The sequence below is a fragment of the Aquimarina sp. AU119 genome, assembly GCF_900312735.1.
Taxonomy (GTDB): domain Bacteria; phylum Bacteroidota; class Bacteroidia; order Flavobacteriales; family Flavobacteriaceae; genus Aquimarina; species Aquimarina algiphila.
In genome coordinates this window covers 767,555-787,915 of the sequence record NZ_OMPF01000001.1, presented here as the reverse complement: position 1 = coordinate 787,915, position 20,361 = coordinate 767,555, and the positions used below count along the sequence as shown (strand labels likewise).

The 20,361-nt window shown below is 32.6% G+C and carries 18 protein-coding genes and 2 riboswitches; of the genes, 15 read left to right on the top strand and 3 right to left on the bottom strand.

The window, feature by feature from the left end:
- The first annotated feature begins 5 nt into the window (after positions 1 to 5).
- Positions 6 to 266, top strand: a complete 261-nt coding sequence (rpmA, locus tag DK442_RS03450) for a 50S ribosomal protein L27 (RefSeq protein WP_109434428.1) — start codon at positions 6 to 8, stop codon at positions 264 to 266.
- Positions 267 to 350: 84 nt separating this feature from the next.
- Here rpmA and DK442_RS03445 read toward each other — a convergent pair whose 3' ends face one another.
- Positions 351 to 971, bottom strand: a complete 621-nt coding sequence (locus DK442_RS03445) for a hypothetical protein (RefSeq protein ID WP_160114029.1) — start codon at positions 969 to 971, stop codon at positions 351 to 353.
- Between the two features lie 65 nt (positions 972 to 1,036).
- On the opposite strand from DK442_RS03445, the gene DK442_RS03440 reads away from it, so the two are divergent.
- From DK442_RS03440 to DK442_RS03425, 4 genes are all read left to right on the top strand, one after another.
- Positions 1,037 to 1,375, top strand: a complete 339-nt coding sequence (locus DK442_RS03440; protein ID WP_109434426.1) for a hypothetical protein — start codon at positions 1,037 to 1,039, stop codon at positions 1,373 to 1,375.
- Positions 1,376 to 1,480: 105 nt separating this feature from the next.
- Entirely contained in the window at positions 1,481 to 3,064 is a 1,584-nt protein-coding gene (locus tag DK442_RS03435) for a tetratricopeptide repeat protein (RefSeq protein ID WP_109434425.1), read from the top strand.
- A 177-nt stretch (positions 3,065 to 3,241) separates the two neighbouring features.
- Complete coding sequence (locus DK442_RS03430) at positions 3,242 to 6,109, top strand: TonB-dependent receptor (protein WP_109434424.1); 2,868 nt, start codon at positions 3,242 to 3,244, stop codon at positions 6,107 to 6,109.
- Positions 6,110 to 6,135: 26 nt separating this feature from the next.
- Positions 6,136 to 7,140 carry a phytase gene (locus DK442_RS03425; RefSeq protein ID WP_109434423.1) on the top strand — a complete coding sequence of 335 codons (1,005 nt, stop codon included), beginning with the start codon at positions 6,136 to 6,138 and terminating at the stop codon, positions 7,138 to 7,140.
- Between the two features lie 58 nt (positions 7,141 to 7,198).
- Here DK442_RS03425 and ahcY read toward each other — a convergent pair whose 3' ends face one another.
- Entirely contained in the window at positions 7,199 to 8,515 is a 1,317-nt protein-coding gene (gene ahcY, locus DK442_RS03420; protein WP_109434481.1) for an adenosylhomocysteinase, read from the bottom strand.
- 135 nt (positions 8,516 to 8,650) lie between these two features.
- Here ahcY and DK442_RS03415 point away from each other — a divergent pair, with 135 nt between their 5' ends.
- From DK442_RS03415 to DK442_RS03380, 8 genes are all read left to right on the top strand, one after another.
- Entirely contained in the window at positions 8,651 to 9,289 is a 639-nt protein-coding gene (locus DK442_RS03415) for a 4'-phosphopantetheinyl transferase superfamily protein (RefSeq protein ID WP_109434422.1), read from the top strand.
- Between the two features lie 145 nt (positions 9,290 to 9,434).
- Positions 9,435 to 9,695 carry a thiamine-binding protein gene (locus DK442_RS03410; protein ID WP_109434421.1) on the top strand — a complete coding sequence of 87 codons (261 nt, stop codon included), beginning with the start codon at positions 9,435 to 9,437 and terminating at the stop codon, positions 9,693 to 9,695.
- Positions 9,679 to 10,311 carry a nicotinamide riboside transporter PnuC gene (gene pnuC / locus DK442_RS03405; RefSeq protein WP_109434420.1) on the top strand — a complete coding sequence of 211 codons (633 nt, stop codon included), beginning with the start codon at positions 9,679 to 9,681 and terminating at the stop codon, positions 10,309 to 10,311. The genes DK442_RS03410 and pnuC overlap by 17 nt, the downstream gene beginning before the upstream one ends.
- Positions 10,272 to 10,853, top strand: a complete 582-nt coding sequence (locus tag DK442_RS03400) for an AAA family ATPase (RefSeq protein WP_109434419.1) — start codon at positions 10,272 to 10,274, stop codon at positions 10,851 to 10,853. The genes pnuC and DK442_RS03400 overlap by 40 nt, the downstream gene beginning before the upstream one ends.
- Positions 10,837 to 12,402, top strand: a complete 1,566-nt coding sequence (locus DK442_RS03395; protein ID WP_109434418.1) for a DUF4301 family protein — start codon at positions 10,837 to 10,839, stop codon at positions 12,400 to 12,402. The genes DK442_RS03400 and DK442_RS03395 overlap by 17 nt, the downstream gene beginning before the upstream one ends.
- Positions 12,399 to 12,800: an alternative ribosome rescue aminoacyl-tRNA hydrolase ArfB gene (gene arfB / locus DK442_RS03390; RefSeq protein WP_109434417.1), complete on the top strand. Its 402-nt coding sequence runs from the start codon at positions 12,399 to 12,401 to the stop codon at positions 12,798 to 12,800. Before DK442_RS03395 ends, arfB begins: the two co-directional genes overlap by 4 nt.
- Before the next feature lie 200 nt (positions 12,801 to 13,000).
- The gene (locus DK442_RS03385) at positions 13,001 to 13,336 is read left to right on the top strand and encodes a hypothetical protein (RefSeq protein ID WP_143915821.1); all 336 of its coding nucleotides are present in this window, start codon (positions 13,001 to 13,003) and stop codon (positions 13,334 to 13,336) included.
- A 170-nt stretch (positions 13,337 to 13,506) separates the two neighbouring features.
- A complete protein-coding gene (locus DK442_RS03380) occupies positions 13,507 to 14,862 on the top strand; it encodes a sigma-54 dependent transcriptional regulator (protein ID WP_109434415.1) in 1,356 nt (451 codons plus the stop codon).
- Between the two features lie 12 nt (positions 14,863 to 14,874).
- On the opposite strand, the gene DK442_RS03375 is transcribed toward DK442_RS03380, so the two are convergent.
- Positions 14,875 to 17,304: an ATP-binding protein gene (locus tag DK442_RS03375; protein ID WP_109434414.1), complete on the bottom strand. Its 2,430-nt coding sequence runs from the start codon at positions 17,302 to 17,304 to the stop codon at positions 14,875 to 14,877.
- Between the two features lie 88 nt (positions 17,305 to 17,392).
- A riboswitch (TPP riboswitch) is annotated at positions 17,393 to 17,531 on the top strand.
- Positions 17,532 to 17,685: 154 nt separating this feature from the next.
- Here DK442_RS03375 and DK442_RS03370 point away from each other — a divergent pair.
- Positions 17,686 to 19,905, top strand: a complete 2,220-nt coding sequence (locus DK442_RS03370; protein ID WP_109434413.1) for a TonB-dependent receptor — start codon at positions 17,686 to 17,688, stop codon at positions 19,903 to 19,905.
- Positions 19,906 to 19,958: 53 nt separating this feature from the next.
- A riboswitch (TPP riboswitch) is annotated at positions 19,959 to 20,057 on the top strand.
- A 67-nt stretch (positions 20,058 to 20,124) separates the two neighbouring features.
- The gene (thiS, locus tag DK442_RS03365) at positions 20,125 to 20,328 is read left to right on the top strand and encodes a sulfur carrier protein ThiS (protein WP_109434412.1); all 204 of its coding nucleotides are present in this window, start codon (positions 20,125 to 20,127) and stop codon (positions 20,326 to 20,328) included.
- Positions 20,329 to 20,361: the final 33 nt, after the last annotated feature.

Below are 20,361 nucleotides of genomic sequence, written 5' to 3'. Positions count from 1 at the left end.
AGAAAATGGCTCATAAAAAAGGAGTTGGTAGTTCGAAAAACGGTAGAGAATCAGAATCGAAACGCTTAGGTGTTAAGATTTTTGGTGGACAAGCTGCCGTGGCTGGTAACATCATTGTAAGACAAAGAGGTACAGCACACAAACCAGGTGAAAATGTATATGCAGGTAAAGACCACACACTACATGCTAAGGTAGATGGTATGGTGAAATTTACTAAAAAGAGAGATAATAAGTCCTATGTTTCTATAGTTCCATTTGAAGCATAAAGGACCTTTCCTTTGTAATATATTGACCCTTTTCAGAAATGGAAAGGGTTTTTTTATTTTCTGAATAAAACCTTGTGGTATTATTTATTCAAAACTAATATCACAGATATTCTGAGTAGTACTTTTTTGGAAAGTTAGAAGTAGCTGATATTTTTTTAAGATCAGCTTCATAGAATTTTTGTCGCAATCTACCTCTTTGTTTTTTTTGGCTTCTGATAGTGTGGTTTCGCCTTTGTTTGGTTGATCAACAGATTTTTCAGTATAGACCTTACGTAAACATTTTATGGGCACTTCTTTGACGAAATAGATTCGTTGTTCATCATAAGTCCAAATTTCGTTAGTAAATCCTTGTTCTTTAGGGGTGCCTTCATAATCCCATCTCCATGACTCATGCTCAGAGAAATAAAAGAATAATTTATTGTCATTGATATAATAATGATTTGTGTAGCTGCTATGCCCTTCGGCATACGTATGTTGTATATGTACTAAATTGTCATTGTTATAATAAAATGTCAGAAAAGCTTCAGTTTGGCCATTGCTATTGCATTTGTTTTCAAGAGCTAACGCTGTTAGTTTGTCTTGTTCTAACAATTTTGTAATTGAGGAGTACTCCTCTTTTATGTTTTTGATATCTCCCTTGGTTTGCGCAAGACCTTTAGGTATAAAAAGGATAAGAATAAGAAGTGTTTTTATTAGTATGTTCATTGTTTTGTACATTAAACTAATTGCCTAAATTTACTTCTAAAGAATGATAAACCAAATCAATTTATATGAAAATTTCAATAATAAGTGCTCTGTGTAGCGCTCTCCTTGTGTTGTTTATAGGCTTTGAGGGATACTCGCAAGATATCCCTAAATATGATTATCTAGAAGTAATTGTAATTCAAAAAGCAAATAATAGTGGAAGGGTAAAAAGAATAAAAGTAGAAGAACAAACATCTTTACAGGGTAAACAAATAACAATAGATAAATTAGAAGATTTAGAAAGCACTTCAGATTTATTAAATTATATGAATGCCGCCAATTGGGAATTTGTAGATCGACAATCTATAGTTTCTGAAGAAAATGATCCCGTATGGATGAGTTATATCTTTAGAAAAAGTAAATAATAACACAACACAAAAATAATAAACAAATAACGCAAAAAAATTGTGAGCATATTAAATTTGTAAGATTTTTCAATAGTTAAGGGAGCTATTTTTCACACAAGTTTTATGAAACAATTACAAAGGTTTATTTTCCTTGTTTATTTTTTTGTAGCCACAATTCCTTTTTGTTTTGGGGCACAATCTGATTTAGTAGAGCAACAGCAAATAGATAAAGTACTTTTAAGCCTAAAACTCGAACTAGAAACTGCAAAAAAAAATAGTGCTTCTGTGATCACCGCTCAAAAACATCTGCAATTAGGGAAGTATTATCAAAAAGCAAGAGTATATAATGAAGCATTAGAACAGTATAATAACGCGCTTACTTTAGTTCAGAAATATGATACACTTACTGTATTCCTAAAAAATGAAATAGGAGTAATCTATTTATCATTAAAAAATAGTAGCAAAGCAAAGGATTATTTTAATGAAAGTATATTAATATCATCCAGAATCAAATATGTAAAGGGAGAGGCAAAAGCAAGAAGTTTTTTGGGTTCATGCTACGAGAAAGAAGGAGAGTATTTAGAGGCACTCCAATATCAAAAAGAGAGCCTTTCACTGTTTAAAAAACTTGGAAATAAGGAAGGGCTTGCAATAGTGAATGAAAATATTGGAAGTATCTATGAGGACCTTGAACAATACAATCTTGCTTATGAATATTTTAAAAAAGCAGATGAGTATTTTAAAAAGATAAATGAGAATAGTCGTATTGGTGTTTTGAATAACTTAGGGGATATCAATCGAAAGACAGGTAATTATAGTGTTGCTCTTACTTACACAAATGATGCATATAAGCTAGCGGTTCAGTTTCAAGATATGTATGAATTAAAGAGTGCTCATAAGGATTTATCAAAGACCTATGGGCTGATAGGAGATTTTAAAAAAGCTTTTGATCATCTTTTAGAAGCAGAACGTATTAATGAAGAATTAATATCTTCTCAAAATATTAATCAATTAAATACATTGCAGGCGGTTTATGAAACCAAACAAAAGGAAACTCAAATTAACTCACTTTTACAACAAAAAAAGATAAGCCGAGCTAATCAAGATCTTCTTTTGGTTATTTTTGGGACAACAGTACTAATGGTAGGTATTCTGTTTGTGTATTTTAGAAGAAAGAGAAAAGAAAACCTAAAACTTCAAAAATACAAACAACGAATGTTAAAAGCAGAATTAGAAAGAAAAGCCTTCGAAGAAAAGAATTTACAACATGAAGTGCATGTAAAAACATCTGCATTATCCAGATACAGTTTACATATATCACAAAAAAACAAAATACTATCAGATTTGTCCCTTACACTAACAAATATGGTGGATAGAAAAAATATTGATGTAAATGCAAATATCAAAAAACTGATAAAGGAAATTAATTTTAATTTACACCAGGAACGAGAATGGGTCGAATTCAATAATTTTTTTGAAGAAATCCATCCTGATTTTATAAAAAAACTATCCTTACTTTCCGAAGAAAATCTATCACCAGCAGAATTACGTTTGGGAATGTTGTTGCGACTTAATTTATCATCTAAAGAAATTGCATCTATTTTAAGGGTGACTCCAGACAGCGTCAGAGTCGCTAGATATCGTTTGCGAAAAAAACTTCCAATAGATCAAAAAGAAGAACTTGTAAATTTTATGATTGCTCTATAGGTTTTTTAAGAAGATCATGCTTTCTTTTTTGTAAATGTTATTGCAATGTAAATTAATCTTAATTGTTGCTTTATTGTTTCTATGATTTTAGTAAAATGTTTATCCTTTGTTGCCTTGCGTTTTATCCGTAAACCTCTGTATTAATATAGCTTTGTGTTGATTTTTAAACTCAAAGAAATGATACCGTCAAATTTTTTTAAATTAATTTTTGTAACGCTTTTAACCGTTCTAACTTCAGGGGATTTACTCGCTCAAAATGGTTTTGTCAAAGGAACAGTAACCGACGAAAATGGCATTTTTATGCCAGGGGCTTCAGTACGAATAGCTGCAATAAATAAAGCTACTGTTTCTGACTTTAATGGAAAATTTATATTGGTAAATATTCCAAAAGGGAGTTATACATTGAAAGTAGAATATCTTGGTTTTTCAGATATTGAACAAGAAGTAAATATAGTCGAATCTAAAGCAACTTTTGTATCTCTGGTTTTAACATCAAAAAGTGTAAAACTAGACGATGTGACTGTTTTGGGATATGGGAATAGTGGACAAGCGAGGGCGCTTAATACACAAAAAAATAATATAAATATCACCAATGTAGTGTCTACAGACCAGATAGGTAAATTTCCTGATGCTAATATTGGTGATGCTGTAAAGCGTATTCCTGGAATAACAATGCAGGTTGATCAAGGGGAAGCCCGTAATATAATTGTAAGAGGACTTTCTCCTCAGTTAAACTCTGTAACCCTTAATGGTAGTCGAATTCCGTCAGCAGAAGGAGATAATAGGAATATTCAGATGGATTTGATTCCGTCAGATATGATACAGACAATTGAAGTAAATAAAGCAGTTACTCCAGACATGGAAGCAGATGCACTAGGAGGTTCGGTTAATCTAATTACAAGAACAGCTCCAGAAGGATTTAGACTTTCTGCAAACTTGGGGTCTGGGATTAATTTTATTACAGATAAAAGAATACTTAATGGGTCATTTCTGGTCGGAGATCGCTCAAAAAACAAAAAATTTGGATGGATGCTTTCTGCTTCTATTACTGATAATGATTTTGGTTCTGATAATATTGAAGCAGAATGGACTGATGAATTCGAGTATTATACAGGTGTTGACGATGCTGATGGAGAGCCAATTTTAGAAGAAGTTTCAGTTCGTCCATACACCAAAGAATTTCAGATTAGAACATATCTTGTACAACGTATTAGAAGAAGTTTTGCAGCTAATTTTGATTATCAATTTGATAGCAATCATAATATGTTTTTAAAGACTATGTATAACTGGAGAGATGATAGAGAGAATAGATTTCGCTTAGAACATGAAATCTTAGATGCCGAAGATATCGAAATAGATGATTTTACAGTGACAAATAATGTGCTTACTCGTTTCCCTGTAGAGGTAAAACGTCAAACCAAAGGAGGGATTGATAATAGTCGAAATAAAAACACAAGATTAGAAGATCAGCGTATGCAAAATTATAGCCTGGGTGGAGATCACCTTTTTGGAAATGTTAAAGTGGATTGGATGGCTTCTTTTGCAAAAGCATCTGAAGAAAGACTTAATGAGCGTTATGCAGAATATGAGTCTGAGTATAGTGTAAATAATGATAATTCTAATCCAGAGTTTCCAATATTCACTTCTGTAAATGGTATAGAAGCCAATGATCTTTCTAATTTTGAATATGGGGAGATTACCGAAGAAAATCAATACACAGAGGAAGAGGATATTAACTTCTTTGCTAATGTTGAAATACCTTCGGATTTATTTGGGAAAGGAGATGGGAGTATCAAATTTGGAGTAAGAAGTCGTCTGAAAAAGAAACTTAGAGATAACAGTTTTTTTGAGTTTGATTTAGAAGATAGTTTTCCAACACTTTCAGGTATCCCGACAAGGGATTATACAGATCCTGATTTCTTGGCTGGGAGTGAATACCAAGCGGGAGTTTATGCAGACGAAAGGTGGTTAGGAGGGCTTAATCTAGAAAATGGTGAATCTGTACCGGATGAATTTTTAAGAGCAAATTTTGATGTTGAAGAAGATGTACTGTCGGGATATGCAATGGCAAATCAAAAATTATCAGAGAAGTTTAGTGTTTTAGGAGGTGTTAGATTAGAACATACAATGATTAAGGCTACTGGAAATCAAATAGAAGATGAAGAAAATGTGATTGGCGAAATTACTGAAGAAAAATCGTATACAAATATTCTACCAGGTGTACATCTTAAGTATGATTTATCTCGTCAAACTATTTTTAGATTTGCATGGACAAATACTTTAGCACGGCCTAATTATGCAGATTTAGTGCCTTCTTTGGATGTGGTATCTAGCGATGAGGAAATTTTTGTTGGAAACTCTGATCTTGACCCTACAACTTCTATGAATTTTGATTTGATGGCAGAACATTATTTTAAATCAGTAGGTATCGTTTCTGGAGGATTGTTTTATAAGAAGATAGATAATTTTATATATACTTTTAGAGGAGAGACTACTAATGATAACTTTGGTAGTGGTACTGCTGGATTTGATATTTTTCAGCCGCTTAATGGTGATGATGCATCAATCTTTGGAGCAGAAATAGCTTTTCAGCGACAATTGGATTTTTTACCAGGGTTTGCCAAGAACTTTAGTGTTTATCTTAATTATACATACCTTACTTCTAATGCAGATGGAATTCGTAACGAATCTGGAGAAGAACGTGAAGATTTAGACTTGCCAAACACTGCCCCAAATATGTTTAACGGCTCTCTTGGATATAATGACACTAAGTTTAGTATACGGTTATCTGCTAATTTTTCTGATGCTTATATTGATGAGATTGGAGGAAATAGTTTTGAAGACCGATATTATGATCAACAATTTTTTCTTGACTTTAGTGCAAGTTATGCTATCACAAAAAACCTTAGGATTTATGCAGATTTAAATAATATTACTGATCAGCCTTTGCGTTTTTATCAGGGGATTTCTGAGCGAACAATGCAGGCAGAGTATTATGAAAGAAGACTTACTTTTGGTTTAAAGTATGATCTATTCAAAAACTAATAACGGCTTAATAAAATTTTGAATAGATGAAAAATACAATTATAGTAGCAATAGCGATTTTATTATTTTCCTGTACTAAAAAACTACATCCTGTACATCCTAATATTATTTCAGAGAAAGTGCAATACGATACCGATGATCCTGCGATTTGGATTCATCCTACTGATGCTTCAAAAAGTATTGTTTTCGGAACTGATAAAGACACAGACGGAGCAATTTATGCTTTTGATTTAGAAGGGAAAATAATTCTGAGTAAAGTAATCGAGAACATAAAATATCCCAATAATATTGATTTAGAATATGGTTTTAAACTAAATGATTCTGTAACAACTGATATTATTGTTTTTACAGAAAGAGAACGAAATCGAATTCGTCTTTTTTCAGTTCCTGATATGAAACCGATAGATGATGGAGGTTTTCCTGTATTTGAGGATGAGACTACTTTAGAATTAAGGAGGCCAATGGGTATTGGGTTGTATAAAAACCCTGTAGATCATAGTATTTCTGCTATTGTAAGTAGAAAGTCGGGACCAGAAAATGAATATCTATACCAATATCAAATTATAAGTGATAGCTTGGGTGTGCGTACTAAACTTATTCGAAAATTCGGAAAATTTAGTACCAAAAAAGAGATTGAAGCCATTGCTGTGGATGATGAATTAGGTTTTGTTTATTATGCTGATGAAGGAGTGGGAATTAGAAAGTATTATGCAGATCCAAAAAAAGGTAACGATGAATTAGCATTTTTTGGAGGAGAATATTTTGAAGATGATATAGAAGGGATTGCTATTGCTAGTAAACCCGAAGGGAATGGAGTACTTATCGTATCAGATCAACAAAAAGGGCAGTTCAATGTGTTCTCAAGAAAAGATAATAGCTTTATTAAAGCCATTAACCTAGGGACTAATGAGACCGATGGTTGCGAAGTAACTACAGTGCCGTTAAATACTACTTTTGGTAAAGGGCTTTTTGTGGCGATGAATAATGAGCAGAATTTTTATTTTTATAACTTAGAGAAACTAGGTCTTTAATTTATATAAAAGAGCCTCATCAATTGATGAGGCTCTTTTATATAAATTAATACAGTTTTTAGTACCTGTAATATTCTGGTTTAAATGGTCCTTCAACCGTAACACCAATATATTCTGCTTGTTCTGGTCTTAGGATTTCTAATTCTGCTCCAAGACGAGCTAAGTGTAATTTTGCTACTTTTTCATCAAGATGTTTTGGTAACATGTATACTTCGTTCTTGTAATTGTCAGAATTTTTCCAAAGCTCGATCTGAGCAAGAGTTTGATTTGTAAATGAGTTACTCATTACAAAGCTTGGATGTCCAGTAGCACAGCCAAGATTTACCAAGCGTCCTTCAGCAAGAATAATGATATCTTTTCCATCGATAGTATATTTATCAACTTGAGGTTTGATTTCATCTTTGGTATTTCCGTAGTTATCATTTAACCAAGCCATATCAATCTCATTGTCAAAGTGACCGATGTTACATACAATCGCTTTATCTTTTAAAGCTTTGAAATGTTGTGCTTGTATAATATCTTTATTTCCAGTTGTAGTAATTACGATATCTGCGTTACCAACTACAGTTTCCATTTTTTTAACTTCAAAACCGTCCATAGCTGCTTGTAATGCACAGATAGGGTCAATTTCGGTAACAGTTACAATAGAACCAGCTCCTCTAAAAGATGCGGCAGTACCTTTTCCTACATCTCCATATCCGCATACGATTACACGCTTACCGGCAAGCATAGTATCTGTAGCGCGGCGAATAGCATCTACTGCACTCTCACGACATCCATACTTATTATCAAATTTTGATTTAGTTACCGAGTCATTTACGTTAATCGCTGGCATAGGTAGCGTTCCGTTTTTCATTCTTTCATAAAGACGGTGAACACCAGTAGTAGTCTCTTCAGATAAACCTTTAATACCATCTACTAATTCTGGATATCTATCTAATACCATATTAGTAAGATCTCCACCATCATCAAGAATCATGTTTAGAGGCTGACGATCTTCTCCAAAAAATAAAGTTTGTTCTATACACCAATCAAACTCTTCTTCATTCATACCCTTCCATGCGTATACCGGGATTCCAGCATCTGCAATAGCAGCTGCAGCTTGATCCTGAGTAGAGAAAATATTACAAGAACTCCATGTTACTTCTGCACCAAGAGCCTGAAGTGTTTCTATTAACACTGCAGTTTGGATAGTCATATGAAGACACCCAGCAATACGAGCACCTTTAAGAGGTTGTTCATCTTTGTATTCTTCACGAAGTGACATAAGCCCTGGCATTTCTGCTTCTGCTAATTCAATTTCTTTTCTTCCCCAGGCAGCTAACGAAATGTCTTTTACCTTGTAAGGAACGTAAGGTACTGTTTTGGTACTCATAGTTTTTATTTTATGTTTATGAAGCGCATTTTGGTATTTCGCACTAAATTGTTCTAAATTCGTTTTTCGAAAAAAAAAAGGATATAACTTTCTTTTTTCGGTTTGCAAAGATACATAATAACTTTAAGAATTTAGATGCCTCTTTACAAAACTATAACAGTAGATGAAAGTACTAATCTGTTGATTTGGAAGATCGAAGAGTCTTATGAGCAGCTTAGTCAAGGAATAGAATTAACAGACCATTGTCAGGATAGAGTTGATAGTATGAAGTCTGATATGCATCGTAGAGCTTTTATGAGTGTACGACATTTATTGGCTGTATTTGGTTATATTGATCATGATCTGTATTATGATGAGTTTGGAAAACCACATCTTAAGGATGGGAAACATATTTCGATTTCACATTCTTTTAATTATGCAGGGATTATAGTGAGTGATAAGCTGGTAGGGATAGATATAGAAAAGCAACGAGAAAAGATTCATATAATTGCACATAAATTCGTTAATGAATTTGAAAATGGGTATATAGAAGAAGATGTAGATAAAACACGTTCTTTAACCGTTATATGGGGGGCTAAAGAGTCTTTATACAAATTATATGGGACTGCAGGCTTGAGCTTTAAGCAACATGTTTATATTTCCCCTTTTACCATAGATCATCCATTTATCTATGGGGCGATTAATTACAATGACAGTATCAGTCATTATGATATGTCGTTTATAGAATTTGATGGATTTACTTGCGTATATGCCCAACCCGCTACTGATATTTAGTTTAAAAACAGAAAATAACTTGAAGAGGTTCTATTTGTGTGTATCATAACAAGAACGACAACCAAAAAAATACCTAAAGTCATTCTTTAAAATATAAGCAATACGTACCTTCGTGTTTCTAAAACCATAATCCCAGTTTTATAACATGCAAGTATCAATAGAGCTAACCCTTACCCCACTTCAGAACGATTTTGAAGAGCATATTATTCGTTTTATAAAACAGTTACGGGCTTCAGAATTTACAATCTTAGAAAACCCATTAAGTACACAGATATATGGTGAGTACGATAAAGTCATGCCTTTTTTGACACAGGAGATTAAAAAAACATTTGGTGATATGGATCAGGTTTTGGTATTTATGAAAATGGTGAAAAGTAATAGAAGCGATTATGAACCCCATTTTTGATTTTTTCTTTGGACAGTACTCAGAATACTCCAATTTACATATCATTCTAGAGATTATTGCTGTAATTTTTGGTTTACTCAGTGTAAGTTTTGCCAGAGCGAATAATATTTGGGTGTATCCAACAGGTATAATAAGTACATCAATTTATGTATACTTGCTTTTAAAATGGTCGTTGCTGGGAGATATGATGATCAATGCCTACTACTTTGTTATGAGTGTTTATGGATGGTATATTTGGACCAGAAAAGTAGATCAAACCCATGTCACTCCTATTTCAAGAACAACTTCTAAGGAAAAGATCATAGAAATATTGATTTTTGTAATCACCTTGTTCTTTGTCTATATCGTATATATTACTTTTGATAAATGGAATAATTGGACAGCATATATAGATACGTTAACAACAGCAATATTCTTTGTTGGAATGTGGTTAATGGCAAGAAGGAAAATTGAAAATTGGATATTTTGGATTGTAGGAGATATTATATCAGTACCATTGTATTTTTATAAAGGATTTACATTTACAAGTTTTCAATATCTACTATTTACTGTCATCGCAATTTTTGGATATCTAAAATGGAAGAAAAACTTAGACAACAGCCCAGTCATTGTATAAAAGTAGTACTGTTTGGTCCTGAATCTACAGGAAAAACAACTCTAGCCAAACAATTGGCAGAATATTATAATACCGAGTGGATTCCAGAATATGCTCGAGAATACCTTCAGGAAAAATGGGATAGGACTAAAGAAATCTGTACATATGATGACCTAATATTAATTGCAGAAGGTCAAATGAAGCTGGAGAATGAAGCTGCAAAAAAAGCAAATAAAGTTTTGATTTGTGATACTGATCTATTAGAAACTAAAGTCTATTCTGAGCTGTACTTTAATGGTTTAGTTCATCCTGTTTTGGATAAAGTTTCATTAGAAAATGTTTATGATTTGTATCTTTTGACTTATATTGACGTTCCTTGGACACCAGATGATCTAAGAGATAAACCCCACCAACGAGAAGAAATGTTTTTAAGCTTTAAAGAATGTCTTGATAAGCATAATCTTCCATATATCGTCATAAAAGGAGATAAAAATTCTCGTTTTGAGAAAGCAGTAACAAATATTAGCCAATTAATAAAGAAGAAAAGTGAATATAACAGATAAAGATATTAAGTTAATCAAATCAAAGGGGTTAACAGTTGAAAAGGTACTTGCTCAAGTAGAAACTTTTAAGAACGAAATTCCTTTTGTGGCATTAAGAAGTGCAGCTACTTTGGATAATGGGATTCTTAAATTTTCAGAACACTACCAATCAGAGCTGACCAAGCTGTACGATTCTAGGTTATCTAATCTTGATACAATAAAATTTGTTCCTGCATCAGGAGCTGCTACGAGAATGTTTAAGGATTTGTTTCGATTCCTGGATAATTATGATTGGGAAAAAGAAAGCTTAAACTCATATACAAACCATGAGAAAGCAAATGCAATACGATTGTTTTTAATTGGGTTAGAAAAATTTCCTTTTTATACTCCCGTAATGGAAAAAGTGAAGAGTGTATACCCTAAATTCGAATCGTTATCAGAAGGGCGACAGTTGTATATATTTGTTGAAATGATGTTAAAAGAAAAAGGCTTAAATTATGGGAGTTTTCCTAAAGGTTTGTTGCCTTTTCATGACTATACAGATAGTATTGCAACTTCTTTTGAAGAACATTTATATGAGGCAGCCGGGTATAATACAAATGATAAAGGAGATTCAAAATTGCATTTTACGATTTCTAAAGAACATTTAGAAGCGTTTAAGGGCGAATTTGAGAGGATAAAGAAAAAAGTAGAAGAAAAAACAAATACTAATTTTAGTATAACGTACTCATTTCAGAAGTCAGAAACCGATACCGTAGCAGTAACAGAGGACAATGAACCTTTTAGAACAGAAAATGGAACATTATTGTTTAGGCCAGGAGGACATGGGGCATTAATAGAAAATCTTAATGATCTAGACGGTGATATAATTTATATTAAAAATATAGATAATGTAGTGGTGAGAAAATACCAGGATGAGGTTTCGGGATATAAAAAAGTATTGGCTGGTAAATTAATTGAAATACAGGATGAAGTATTTCGAATATTAAATGCGATTGATCAAAAAAAGCCATCAGAGGCAGAATTAAAAGATATTAAAAAGTTCCTAGTACAACAGCTCAATGTTAGACTGCCTCTTGATTTTGATAAATTTTCTGATAAATACAAACTTCAGTTTTTACGAGAATCTTTAAATCGTCCTATTCGTGTTTGTGGTATGGTAATTAATGAAGGAGAACCTGGAGGAGGGCCGTTTTGGATTAAACAAGAAAATGGAAGATTAGTGTTGCAGATTATTGAAGCACCCCAGATTGATATTGCAGATCGTAGACAAGAAGATATTCTACATAGTGCTACCCATTTTAACCCGGTAGATTTAGTCTGCGGTGTAAGAGATTATCACGGAGAGAAATTTAATCTACTTGATTTTGTAGATCCTGATTCTGGATTTATTACACAAAAAACAATGAATGGTAAAATACTTAAAGCACTAGAGCTTCCAGGATTGTGGAATGGGGCAATGGCAAAATGGATTAGTGTTTTTGTAGAAGTTCCTCTTACTACATTTAACCCAGTGAAAACAGTAAATGACTTATTAAAATCTGCACATCAGGTAACTCTTTTCTCGTGAATACTTCAGTAATAATTAATGAATTAAAATTTAAAGCAGTTAGAAGTTCTGGAGCAGGAGGTCAACATGTAAATAAAGTGTCTTCAAAAATAGAACTCAGTTTTGATGTCATGGCTTCTATGGGATTAACCGATGAAGAAAAACTAGTGTTAACTCAGAAATTGGATTCGCGACTCACCAAATCAGGGATTCTATTATTACAGTGCGGTGAGAGTAGAAGCCAACATCGAAATAAAGAACTGGTTATTAAACGGTTTTTGGATATGCTAAAAACGGGTCTTCATATTCCTAAAAAAAGAAAACCAACTAAGCCTTCTAGAGCGGCGATCAGAAAACGTTTGGATAATAAGCAAAAGCAAGCTTTAAAAAAAGCAAATCGTAGAAAACCACCTTTGTAAATTTATTCCTATATCAAAAAACGTGTAGTATTTCTACACTTTTATGTGGATTCCACGGTTTTTAGTCACTTATTCTTTATCGTGGCAAAAACTTAAACAGTTGGTATGTAGTTGTTTAACGTATTTTTGGATTGGTTTCTGTTTTTGGAACAATTATTACTATTTACTATAGTGTAGAAATAATTTTACCAATTAACCCAATGAAAAAGTTACCAATGATAGTAGCAATTGTAGTAAGTATCTTTTCGGCACAGGGTGTTTTAGGACAGGATGAATTAGCCGTTCTTACTGATGATGGTTTTGAGTATATGGATTATGAATATGAGCAGCAAGAATATACAGAAATAAATATTGTTGAATTGCCATTATCAATTCAGGAATCAGCCGCTAAAGATTATGAAGAACTTAGGATTGTAAAAGCTTATATGTCAAAAGATAATACGTATAAAATCATTTTGCAAGACAAGGAGAATAACACAAAAGTTGTATTTGCAAGCGCTAATGGCGAATGGATAAAGCCAAACAATAAATCTTAAATCTAGGGGTAGAAAAGGATATCGTTTTGCAACCAAGGACGATATAAAGTTGTTTAGTGCTAAAAAAGAGACTCAATCCCAAGGGTCTCTTTTTTTATGTTTTTGTTCCAACTAAGTGTTTTAAATTGTAATTTTATACAATAGCTTTTTCAGATTATAAATTATTAAATATGCCTAAGATACTTATTGTAGAAGATGATGTGGCCTTTTGTACAATGCTTAAGACCTTTTTGAAAAAAAAGGAATATGATGTTGCTACTGCGTTTTCGGGAAATGAAGCTATTCCAAAGATTAAAAAAGAGATTTTTGATGTTGTATTGGCAGATGTACGATTACCTGATAGTGATGGGATTACTTTATTAGATGAAATTTTAAAACATAATTCGAGTACTCAGGTAATTATCATGACAGGGTATGCAGAAATCAATATGGCAGTAAATGCAATAAAACAAGGTGCTTTTGATTATGTTTCTAAACCGTTTAACCCAGATACTATATTACATACTATAGAAAAAGCACTTCATGGAAATGGTGTTAATCTTAGAGTTAAAGAAAAAGAAACGAATACAATAATATCCAAAACTCCAAAAACTACAGGTTCTTCTTTTGTAAGAGGAGTAAGCGATGCTTCTAAAAAATTAAATGAATATGTTGCTTTGGTAGCTCCTACGCGTATGTCTGTTTTGGTAATAGGTGATAGTGGTACAGGTAAAGAATATGTTGCAAGTAGTATTCATAAAGCAAGTAAGCGAGCAGAAAAACCTTTTGTTGCTGTTGATTGCGGAGCTATTCCTAAAGAAATTGCTTCTAGCGAGTTTTTTGGCCATATAAAAGGATCATTTACGGGTGCTGTAAATGATAAAGTAGGACATTTTGAAGCAGCAAACGGAGGAACGTTATTTCTGGATGAAATTGGTAATTTAAGTTATGAGTTGCAAGTTCAGTTGCTTAGGGCTCTTCAGGAACGAAAAATAAAACCAGTAGGTAGTAATAAAGAAATCGAAGTGGATATCAGAGTTATTGTGGCGACTAATGAAGATTTAAGTCATGCTGTAAAAGAAGGAGAGTTTAGAGAAGATTTATATCATAGGCTTAATGAGTTTTCTATCAAAGTGCCACCGCTAAGAGATAGAATTGAAGATTTAATGCTTTTTGCAAATCATTTTCTAGAAGAATCAAATATAGAACTCGAAAAACATGTAGTAGGATTTGCTGATGAAGTGCTAGAAGCTTTTAAAAAATATAATTGGCCTGGTAATCTTAGAGAGTTAAAAAATATGGTAAAACGTTCTGTACTTCTTTCTCAAAGTGATATGATCACCTTAGATGTTTTACCAAACGATATAGCTTATGCTTCTCATAATGCAAAACAGACCTATGGGCTATTCAAAAATCAAAATGAACAAGAACTTATCCTGGATGCTTTGGAGAAGGCTAATGGAAATAAAGCTAAAGCAGCAAGAATGCTTTCAATAGATCGTAAAACTTTATACAATAAATTAAAGCAATACGATATCAGCCTTTAAACATACTTTTCTTTAGTTCTCTACTTTAAGCTTATCTATTAGAATTTCAATTTTTTCAATACCATCTTTTGTTAATTCTAATATCGAAGTTTTGTTAAGATTGTATTGATCTGGGTGTTCTAATTTTTCTAATACGGGTACTACTTCTTTTGCTTTTATTTGTTTGAACATTGGAAGCATTTTATGAGCAATTTTTGAAATATGATGAATGTCTTTTTTCTTCATTACCATTTTTAATTCTTTAACATTATCAATAGTACTTTCATAAAATGTATCTAAAATGGCGTAGAGTGAATCAGAATCGCCTTGGGCAAAGAGCATGAGGTCACTAAGAGAGTATTCTTCTTCAGAATAACCATTTATAATTGTATTCTGATAGCTTCCAAAATCAACACGAAGCACTTCGCTAATAAGATCAATGAGCTCTGTTGGGGCATATGGTTTACGTAAACTCCCAGAAAATCCAGCTTCCTGATATTCTAAAAAAGAGGTATCTGTTCTTCCGGATAATGCAATCACGGGTAAATTAGTGTGGTTTGGGTTGTTTCTTATAGTTTGTAATAACTCAAAACCATCCATCTTAGGCATCTGAATGTCGGTGAGAACAAGATCATAGGAATTTATTTGTAGTAAAGAGTTTGCCTCTATACCGTTTTTACAGATATCATAAGTTAATCCAGCTAGTGAGGCTACTTCACTTGTTAAGGCCAATTGACTAGGGTCGTCGTCTACAATAAGAACTTTTTTGTTGGTAAAATTTTGTATTTCTGCTATTTCTGGTTCTTCCTCGGGGATTAATAAACCAGAAGTTTTAATCGGAATTGTAAAGATAAATTCACTTCCTTTATTAGGTTCACTATCTAGCTCGATTTTACCTTTAAGAAGTTTTATGATCTTTTTTGTGATAGCTAATCCGAGCCCGAAACCTCCATATCTTTTTTCGGTTGTATCATCACCCTGAGAAAACTCTTCGAATATATGCTGTTGTTGTTCTTTTGTTATTCCTATTCCCGTGTCTTTAACAGAGATAATTAATTGTTTTTCGGATAAACCATTTTCAATGATTTTACTATCAATAGTGATCGAGCCTTGATCAGTAAACTTATAGGCGTTATTGATAAGGTTTGTTAATATCTGTTTAATTCTAAAAGGATCTCCTAAATGTTGTTTTTTTAATTGATCATCAGTGATAATTCTGATATCAAGGTTTTTTTTATCATTTATCGGAAGTACACTCGAAATCGTATTTTCAATTAATTTTTTAGGAGAAAAAGGTAGTTCCTCAATTACCATTCTGCCGGCTTCTAGTTTTGATAAATCCAGAAGATCATTTACCAGATGAAGGATATAGTCTGAAGACTTTTTAAGATGATCCAAATAATGCTTTTGCTTATTGTCAAGCCCGGTTCTTTCTAATAAATCAGAATAACCTATTACAGTATTTAATGGAGAACGAAGATCATGAGTAACCGTATTGATTAAGGATTCTCGGGTTTTAAGCAATGATTCTGTATATGTTTTTTCAGCTTCCAGCTCATTACGATATTTCTGACTTTTAGAAATATCTTTAGTAATTAGAAAGAGAAATATTATTGCAATCAATAAACTTATGGCAGCAATAATTAAAATAATATTAGAGGTTTTATTCAGTAATTTAGCAGATGCTCTTATAAGATCATCATATTGTTTTCTTTCATTACGTTCTATAGCGGCAAGAACATCCCTTAATTGTTTGGTTATGATTTGATCTTTTTTAAGTAAGTTGTTTTCTTTTACAGATATTTTCTGCTTGTCTTTTTTTTCTTTTTTTTCTAATTCTGCAAGAACCTGTTTTACAGATGTGGCTAAAGAATCAACAGTTTGATTGGTTAGAAGTTTAGCGTTGTCTTTTTTTGTATATTCTAAAATATCAATTAATGCTCTTCGGGTTCTCGGGTCATATTGCTTAAATCGTATGTCGTAATCAGTATACCCGCTACCAAAACTTTTATTTATCTTCTCTAATTCATTAATAGCTGTTTCGTATACGCCTTTTTTCTTTCGCTGTTCATAGATCTTGATGAGCTCTTCCAGGTTTTTGTTTTTACTATCAATAAGATATTTTATACTATCTATTTTTCGAGTCTGTAGTGTGTCAGATGATATTTGTGAAACTTTATTGATGGTGTAAAGTATAGTGTCTATTTTGTTTTTATACGTTTCAAACTTCTTGGTATCTGAGGTTTGGATTATATTTCTGGTTAAACTTTCTGCTTCATATAGTCCAGTTATAGTTTCGCCTACAAGGAAGAGTTTTTCATTATTGTCATTTTTGATTTTAGTGATTTCAGTATAGTTATTTAATTGTTGATAAATAACCCAAAAAGCAGTTACTGCCAGTACACCAGCAAGAAGGTAGCCTGCAATAATTTTAAAGGTAACTGATCTCTTTGTATTCTTCATATTCTTTTATAACTTCAAAAATGCTCGGGCATTGTTTTACATCAAATAAATTTACGATAAATCAATAAAACACAGTACTTTTGCCGAGAAATCTCAAAAGGGGTGCTTTTTTGGTTTTGAATACAGAATGTTAAGTACACAAGTGTTCATAATTTCAAAAAGGCTGAGATCATACCCAATGAACCTGGGCAGGTAATGCTGCTAAGGGACGATGGAGCAAAAAGGAGCAGTGTATACCTTTTTGTGACGATTAAGAAGGCAAGGTAAGGAAAGTATGATTTTTGGTCAAACCTGCTTCAATGATTCGTCAAAAATGTTACTTTATCAAATTAATTTTAAAACAGAATAATAACCCCTTTTATTCGTAACCAGTTTTTACGAATGAAAAATGTATTATTTTATCTCGTCATTTTAATTTTGAGTATTCCATTAAATGCTCAGGAAAAACAAACAGATTCTATTAGTTCTGAGGTTGAAAAGCTAGATGAAGTTTTAGTAAAATCAGTACGTGTAGAAGCAGATTCGCCGATTACACATTCTAATGTGTCCAAAGAAGAATTAGCAACTCGTAATCTAGGGCAGGATATTCCTATTTTATTAAACTATCTACCAGGGGTTGTTACCACTACTGATGCTGGAACCGGAGTTGGATATACTTATATTAGAGTGAGAGGAAGTGACGCCTCCAGGGTTAATGTAACATTAAATGGAATACCGTTTAACGACGCAGAAAGCCAGGGAACTTTCTGGGTAAATCTACCAGATTTTGCATCTTCAATAGAGAATTTACAATTACAAAGAGGAGTAGGAACTTCTACAAATGGTTCGGGAGCTTTTGGAGCTAGTTTAAATTTACTTACCGATGCTGTTTCTGAAGAAGCAAGTGCTGAAATCTCAAACTCTTTTGGATCTTTTGGTACCAGAAGACACAATGTAAAATTTAGTACAGGTTTACTTAATGAGCACATAGAAATTGCAGGTCGTTTATCTGCCATTGCTTCAGATGGTTATGTTGATCGTGCTTCTTCTGATCTCAAATCTTATTTTTTACAAGGGTCATATGTAGATGATGGTACCTTAATTAAAGCAGTTGCATTTGGAGGACATGAGATCACATATCAGTCATGGAACGGAATTGACCAGGCAACTCTTGACAACAATAGGAGATTTAATCCAATTGGTTTTCAATATGATGGAGAAGGAAATCTTCAGGGGTTTTATGAAAATGAAGAAGATAATTATAAACAAGATCATTATCAGTTACACTGGAATCAAAAATATAATAATAATTGGTCAACAAACCTTGGATTGAATTATACTTATGGCCGAGGTTTTTTCGAACAATATGTGGATGAATGGTATTATGCTAATGTTTTATTTTCAGATCAGGCTACTTTAGAATTTTTAGGAGTTGATCCGGTAACGGTAAATGGTCAGGAAATTACAGCTACAGATTATATACGTAGAAGATGGTTAGATAATGATTTTTATGTTATCAATGCCTCTGCAAACTATAAGAATAATTCATTTGATATTGATTTTGGAGTATTTTATAGTCATTATGATGGTGATCATTTTGGTGAAATCATTTGGTCAGAAAATCCTATAGGATTCAATGCGGGGGATAATTATTATTTTGGTAATGGTAAGAAAGATGAGTTTACCATTTTTGGAAAAACTACATATAGAGTTAATGATAAGTGGAGTGCATTTTTAGATCTGCAAGGACGTTTTGTAGGATATGAAACTTCTGGATTAACATCAGATCGAGTTCCACTAGAAGTAGATGAGCGTTATGACTTCTTTAATCCAAAATTGGGAGCAACTTTTCAACTTAATACAGCTAACCAATTATACGCTTCATACGCTCGAGCCAATAGAGAGCCAAGAAGAAGTGATTTTGAGAATGGAGTTAATACAGCAGAAAGACTTAATGATATCGAATTGGGTTGGAGGCTTAAGGCTAATAAAACAACTGTGAATACCAATATATATTATATGTGGTACAAAGATCAATTGGTGTTAACCGGCGCATTGGATGATGTGGGGGCTCCAATACGTACTACCAGTGGAGAGAGTTATCGTCTGGGGATAGAAATTGATGCGAATATTATAATTTCTGATGAGTTTACAATAAAACCTAATGTGGCGTTAAGTACTAATAAGAATAAAGATTTTATAACATCCAGAGATGGAAGTTTGGTTAATCTGGGAGATACAAATATCTCATATTCACCAGATATCGTAGCGGGAAATATGTTTATTTATCAACCTATAGAAAACCTTCAACTTGGGTTTCTTTCTAAATTTGTTGGAGAACAATATATGGGAAACATTGATAGCGAAACTTCTAAGTTAGATAGCTTCTTCATAAATGATCTTAATATCGTGTATGAAATTAAAAGTATACCAGTTTTTAAATCTATTGTACTAACAGGATTGGTTAACAATATTTTTGATTCAGAATATGTGTCTAATGGATACTTTTTTACATTTGATGATGATTTTTCTAACCCAGGAACAATTACAACTGTCGAAGGAGCAGGCTATTATCCACAAGCAGGAATCAATTTCTTACTTGGGGCTACATTAAAATTTTAATAAAAACTCAAGTCTAAAAGCAATTTTAAACTTGAGTTTTATTACTTTTATAACCTAAACTTTAGGGGTGTCTTCGTTATGACGAATTCTGAGAAAAACCCTTTGAACCTGATGCGGTTAGTACCGACGAAGGGAAAAGTTAATATCACAGGGTGTATCATGTGATTTTTCTTGTCAAATAGGTAGTCTTACCTAAAGTTTATGGATTTAATCTAAAAAATGATGACCGTAAACGTTAACAATCAAAATCAGTCCATTTCAGAAAATAGTTCTATTTCAGCATTGTTAGAACAATTAGATATTGTTGCTAAAGGAATTGCTATTGCTATCAACAATGAAATTATTTCAAAAGAGAAATGGAATGAAATACAAGTACAAAAAGAAGATCAGGTAACTATTATCAAGGCTACACAAGGGGGATAGAAATTCTTTTAGAAAACTAATGATTTATCCTAT

Coding starts and splice junctions, on each gene's coding strand:
- rpmA (WP_109434428.1), top strand. CDS start 6: ATGGCTCATAAAAAAGGAGTTGGTAGTTCGAAAAACGGTAGAGAATCA.
- DK442_RS03445 (WP_160114029.1), bottom strand. CDS start 971: ATGAACATACTAATAAAAACACTTCTTATTCTTATCCTTTTTATACCT.
- DK442_RS03440 (WP_109434426.1), top strand. CDS start 1,037: ATGAAAATTTCAATAATAAGTGCTCTGTGTAGCGCTCTCCTTGTGTTG.
- DK442_RS03435 (WP_109434425.1), top strand. CDS start 1,481: ATGAAACAATTACAAAGGTTTATTTTCCTTGTTTATTTTTTTGTAGCC.
- DK442_RS03430 (WP_109434424.1), top strand. CDS start 3,242: ATGATACCGTCAAATTTTTTTAAATTAATTTTTGTAACGCTTTTAACC.
- DK442_RS03425 (WP_109434423.1), top strand. CDS start 6,136: ATGAAAAATACAATTATAGTAGCAATAGCGATTTTATTATTTTCCTGT.
- ahcY (WP_109434481.1), bottom strand. CDS start 8,515: ATGAGTACCAAAACAGTACCTTACGTTCCTTACAAGGTAAAAGACATT.
- DK442_RS03415 (WP_109434422.1), top strand. CDS start 8,651: ATGCCTCTTTACAAAACTATAACAGTAGATGAAAGTACTAATCTGTTG.
- DK442_RS03410 (WP_109434421.1), top strand. CDS start 9,435: ATGCAAGTATCAATAGAGCTAACCCTTACCCCACTTCAGAACGATTTT.
- pnuC (WP_109434420.1), top strand. CDS start 9,679: ATGAACCCCATTTTTGATTTTTTCTTTGGACAGTACTCAGAATACTCC.
- DK442_RS03400 (WP_109434419.1), top strand. CDS start 10,272: ATGGAAGAAAAACTTAGACAACAGCCCAGTCATTGTATAAAAGTAGTA.
- DK442_RS03385 (WP_143915821.1), top strand. CDS start 13,001: ATGAAAAAGTTACCAATGATAGTAGCAATTGTAGTAAGTATCTTTTCG.
- DK442_RS03380 (WP_109434415.1), top strand. CDS start 13,507: ATGCCTAAGATACTTATTGTAGAAGATGATGTGGCCTTTTGTACAATG.
- DK442_RS03375 (WP_109434414.1), bottom strand. CDS start 17,304: ATGAAGAATACAAAGAGATCAGTTACCTTTAAAATTATTGCAGGCTAC.
- DK442_RS03370 (WP_109434413.1), top strand. CDS start 17,686: ATGAAAAATGTATTATTTTATCTCGTCATTTTAATTTTGAGTATTCCA.
- thiS (WP_109434412.1), top strand. CDS start 20,125: ATGATGACCGTAAACGTTAACAATCAAAATCAGTCCATTTCAGAAAAT.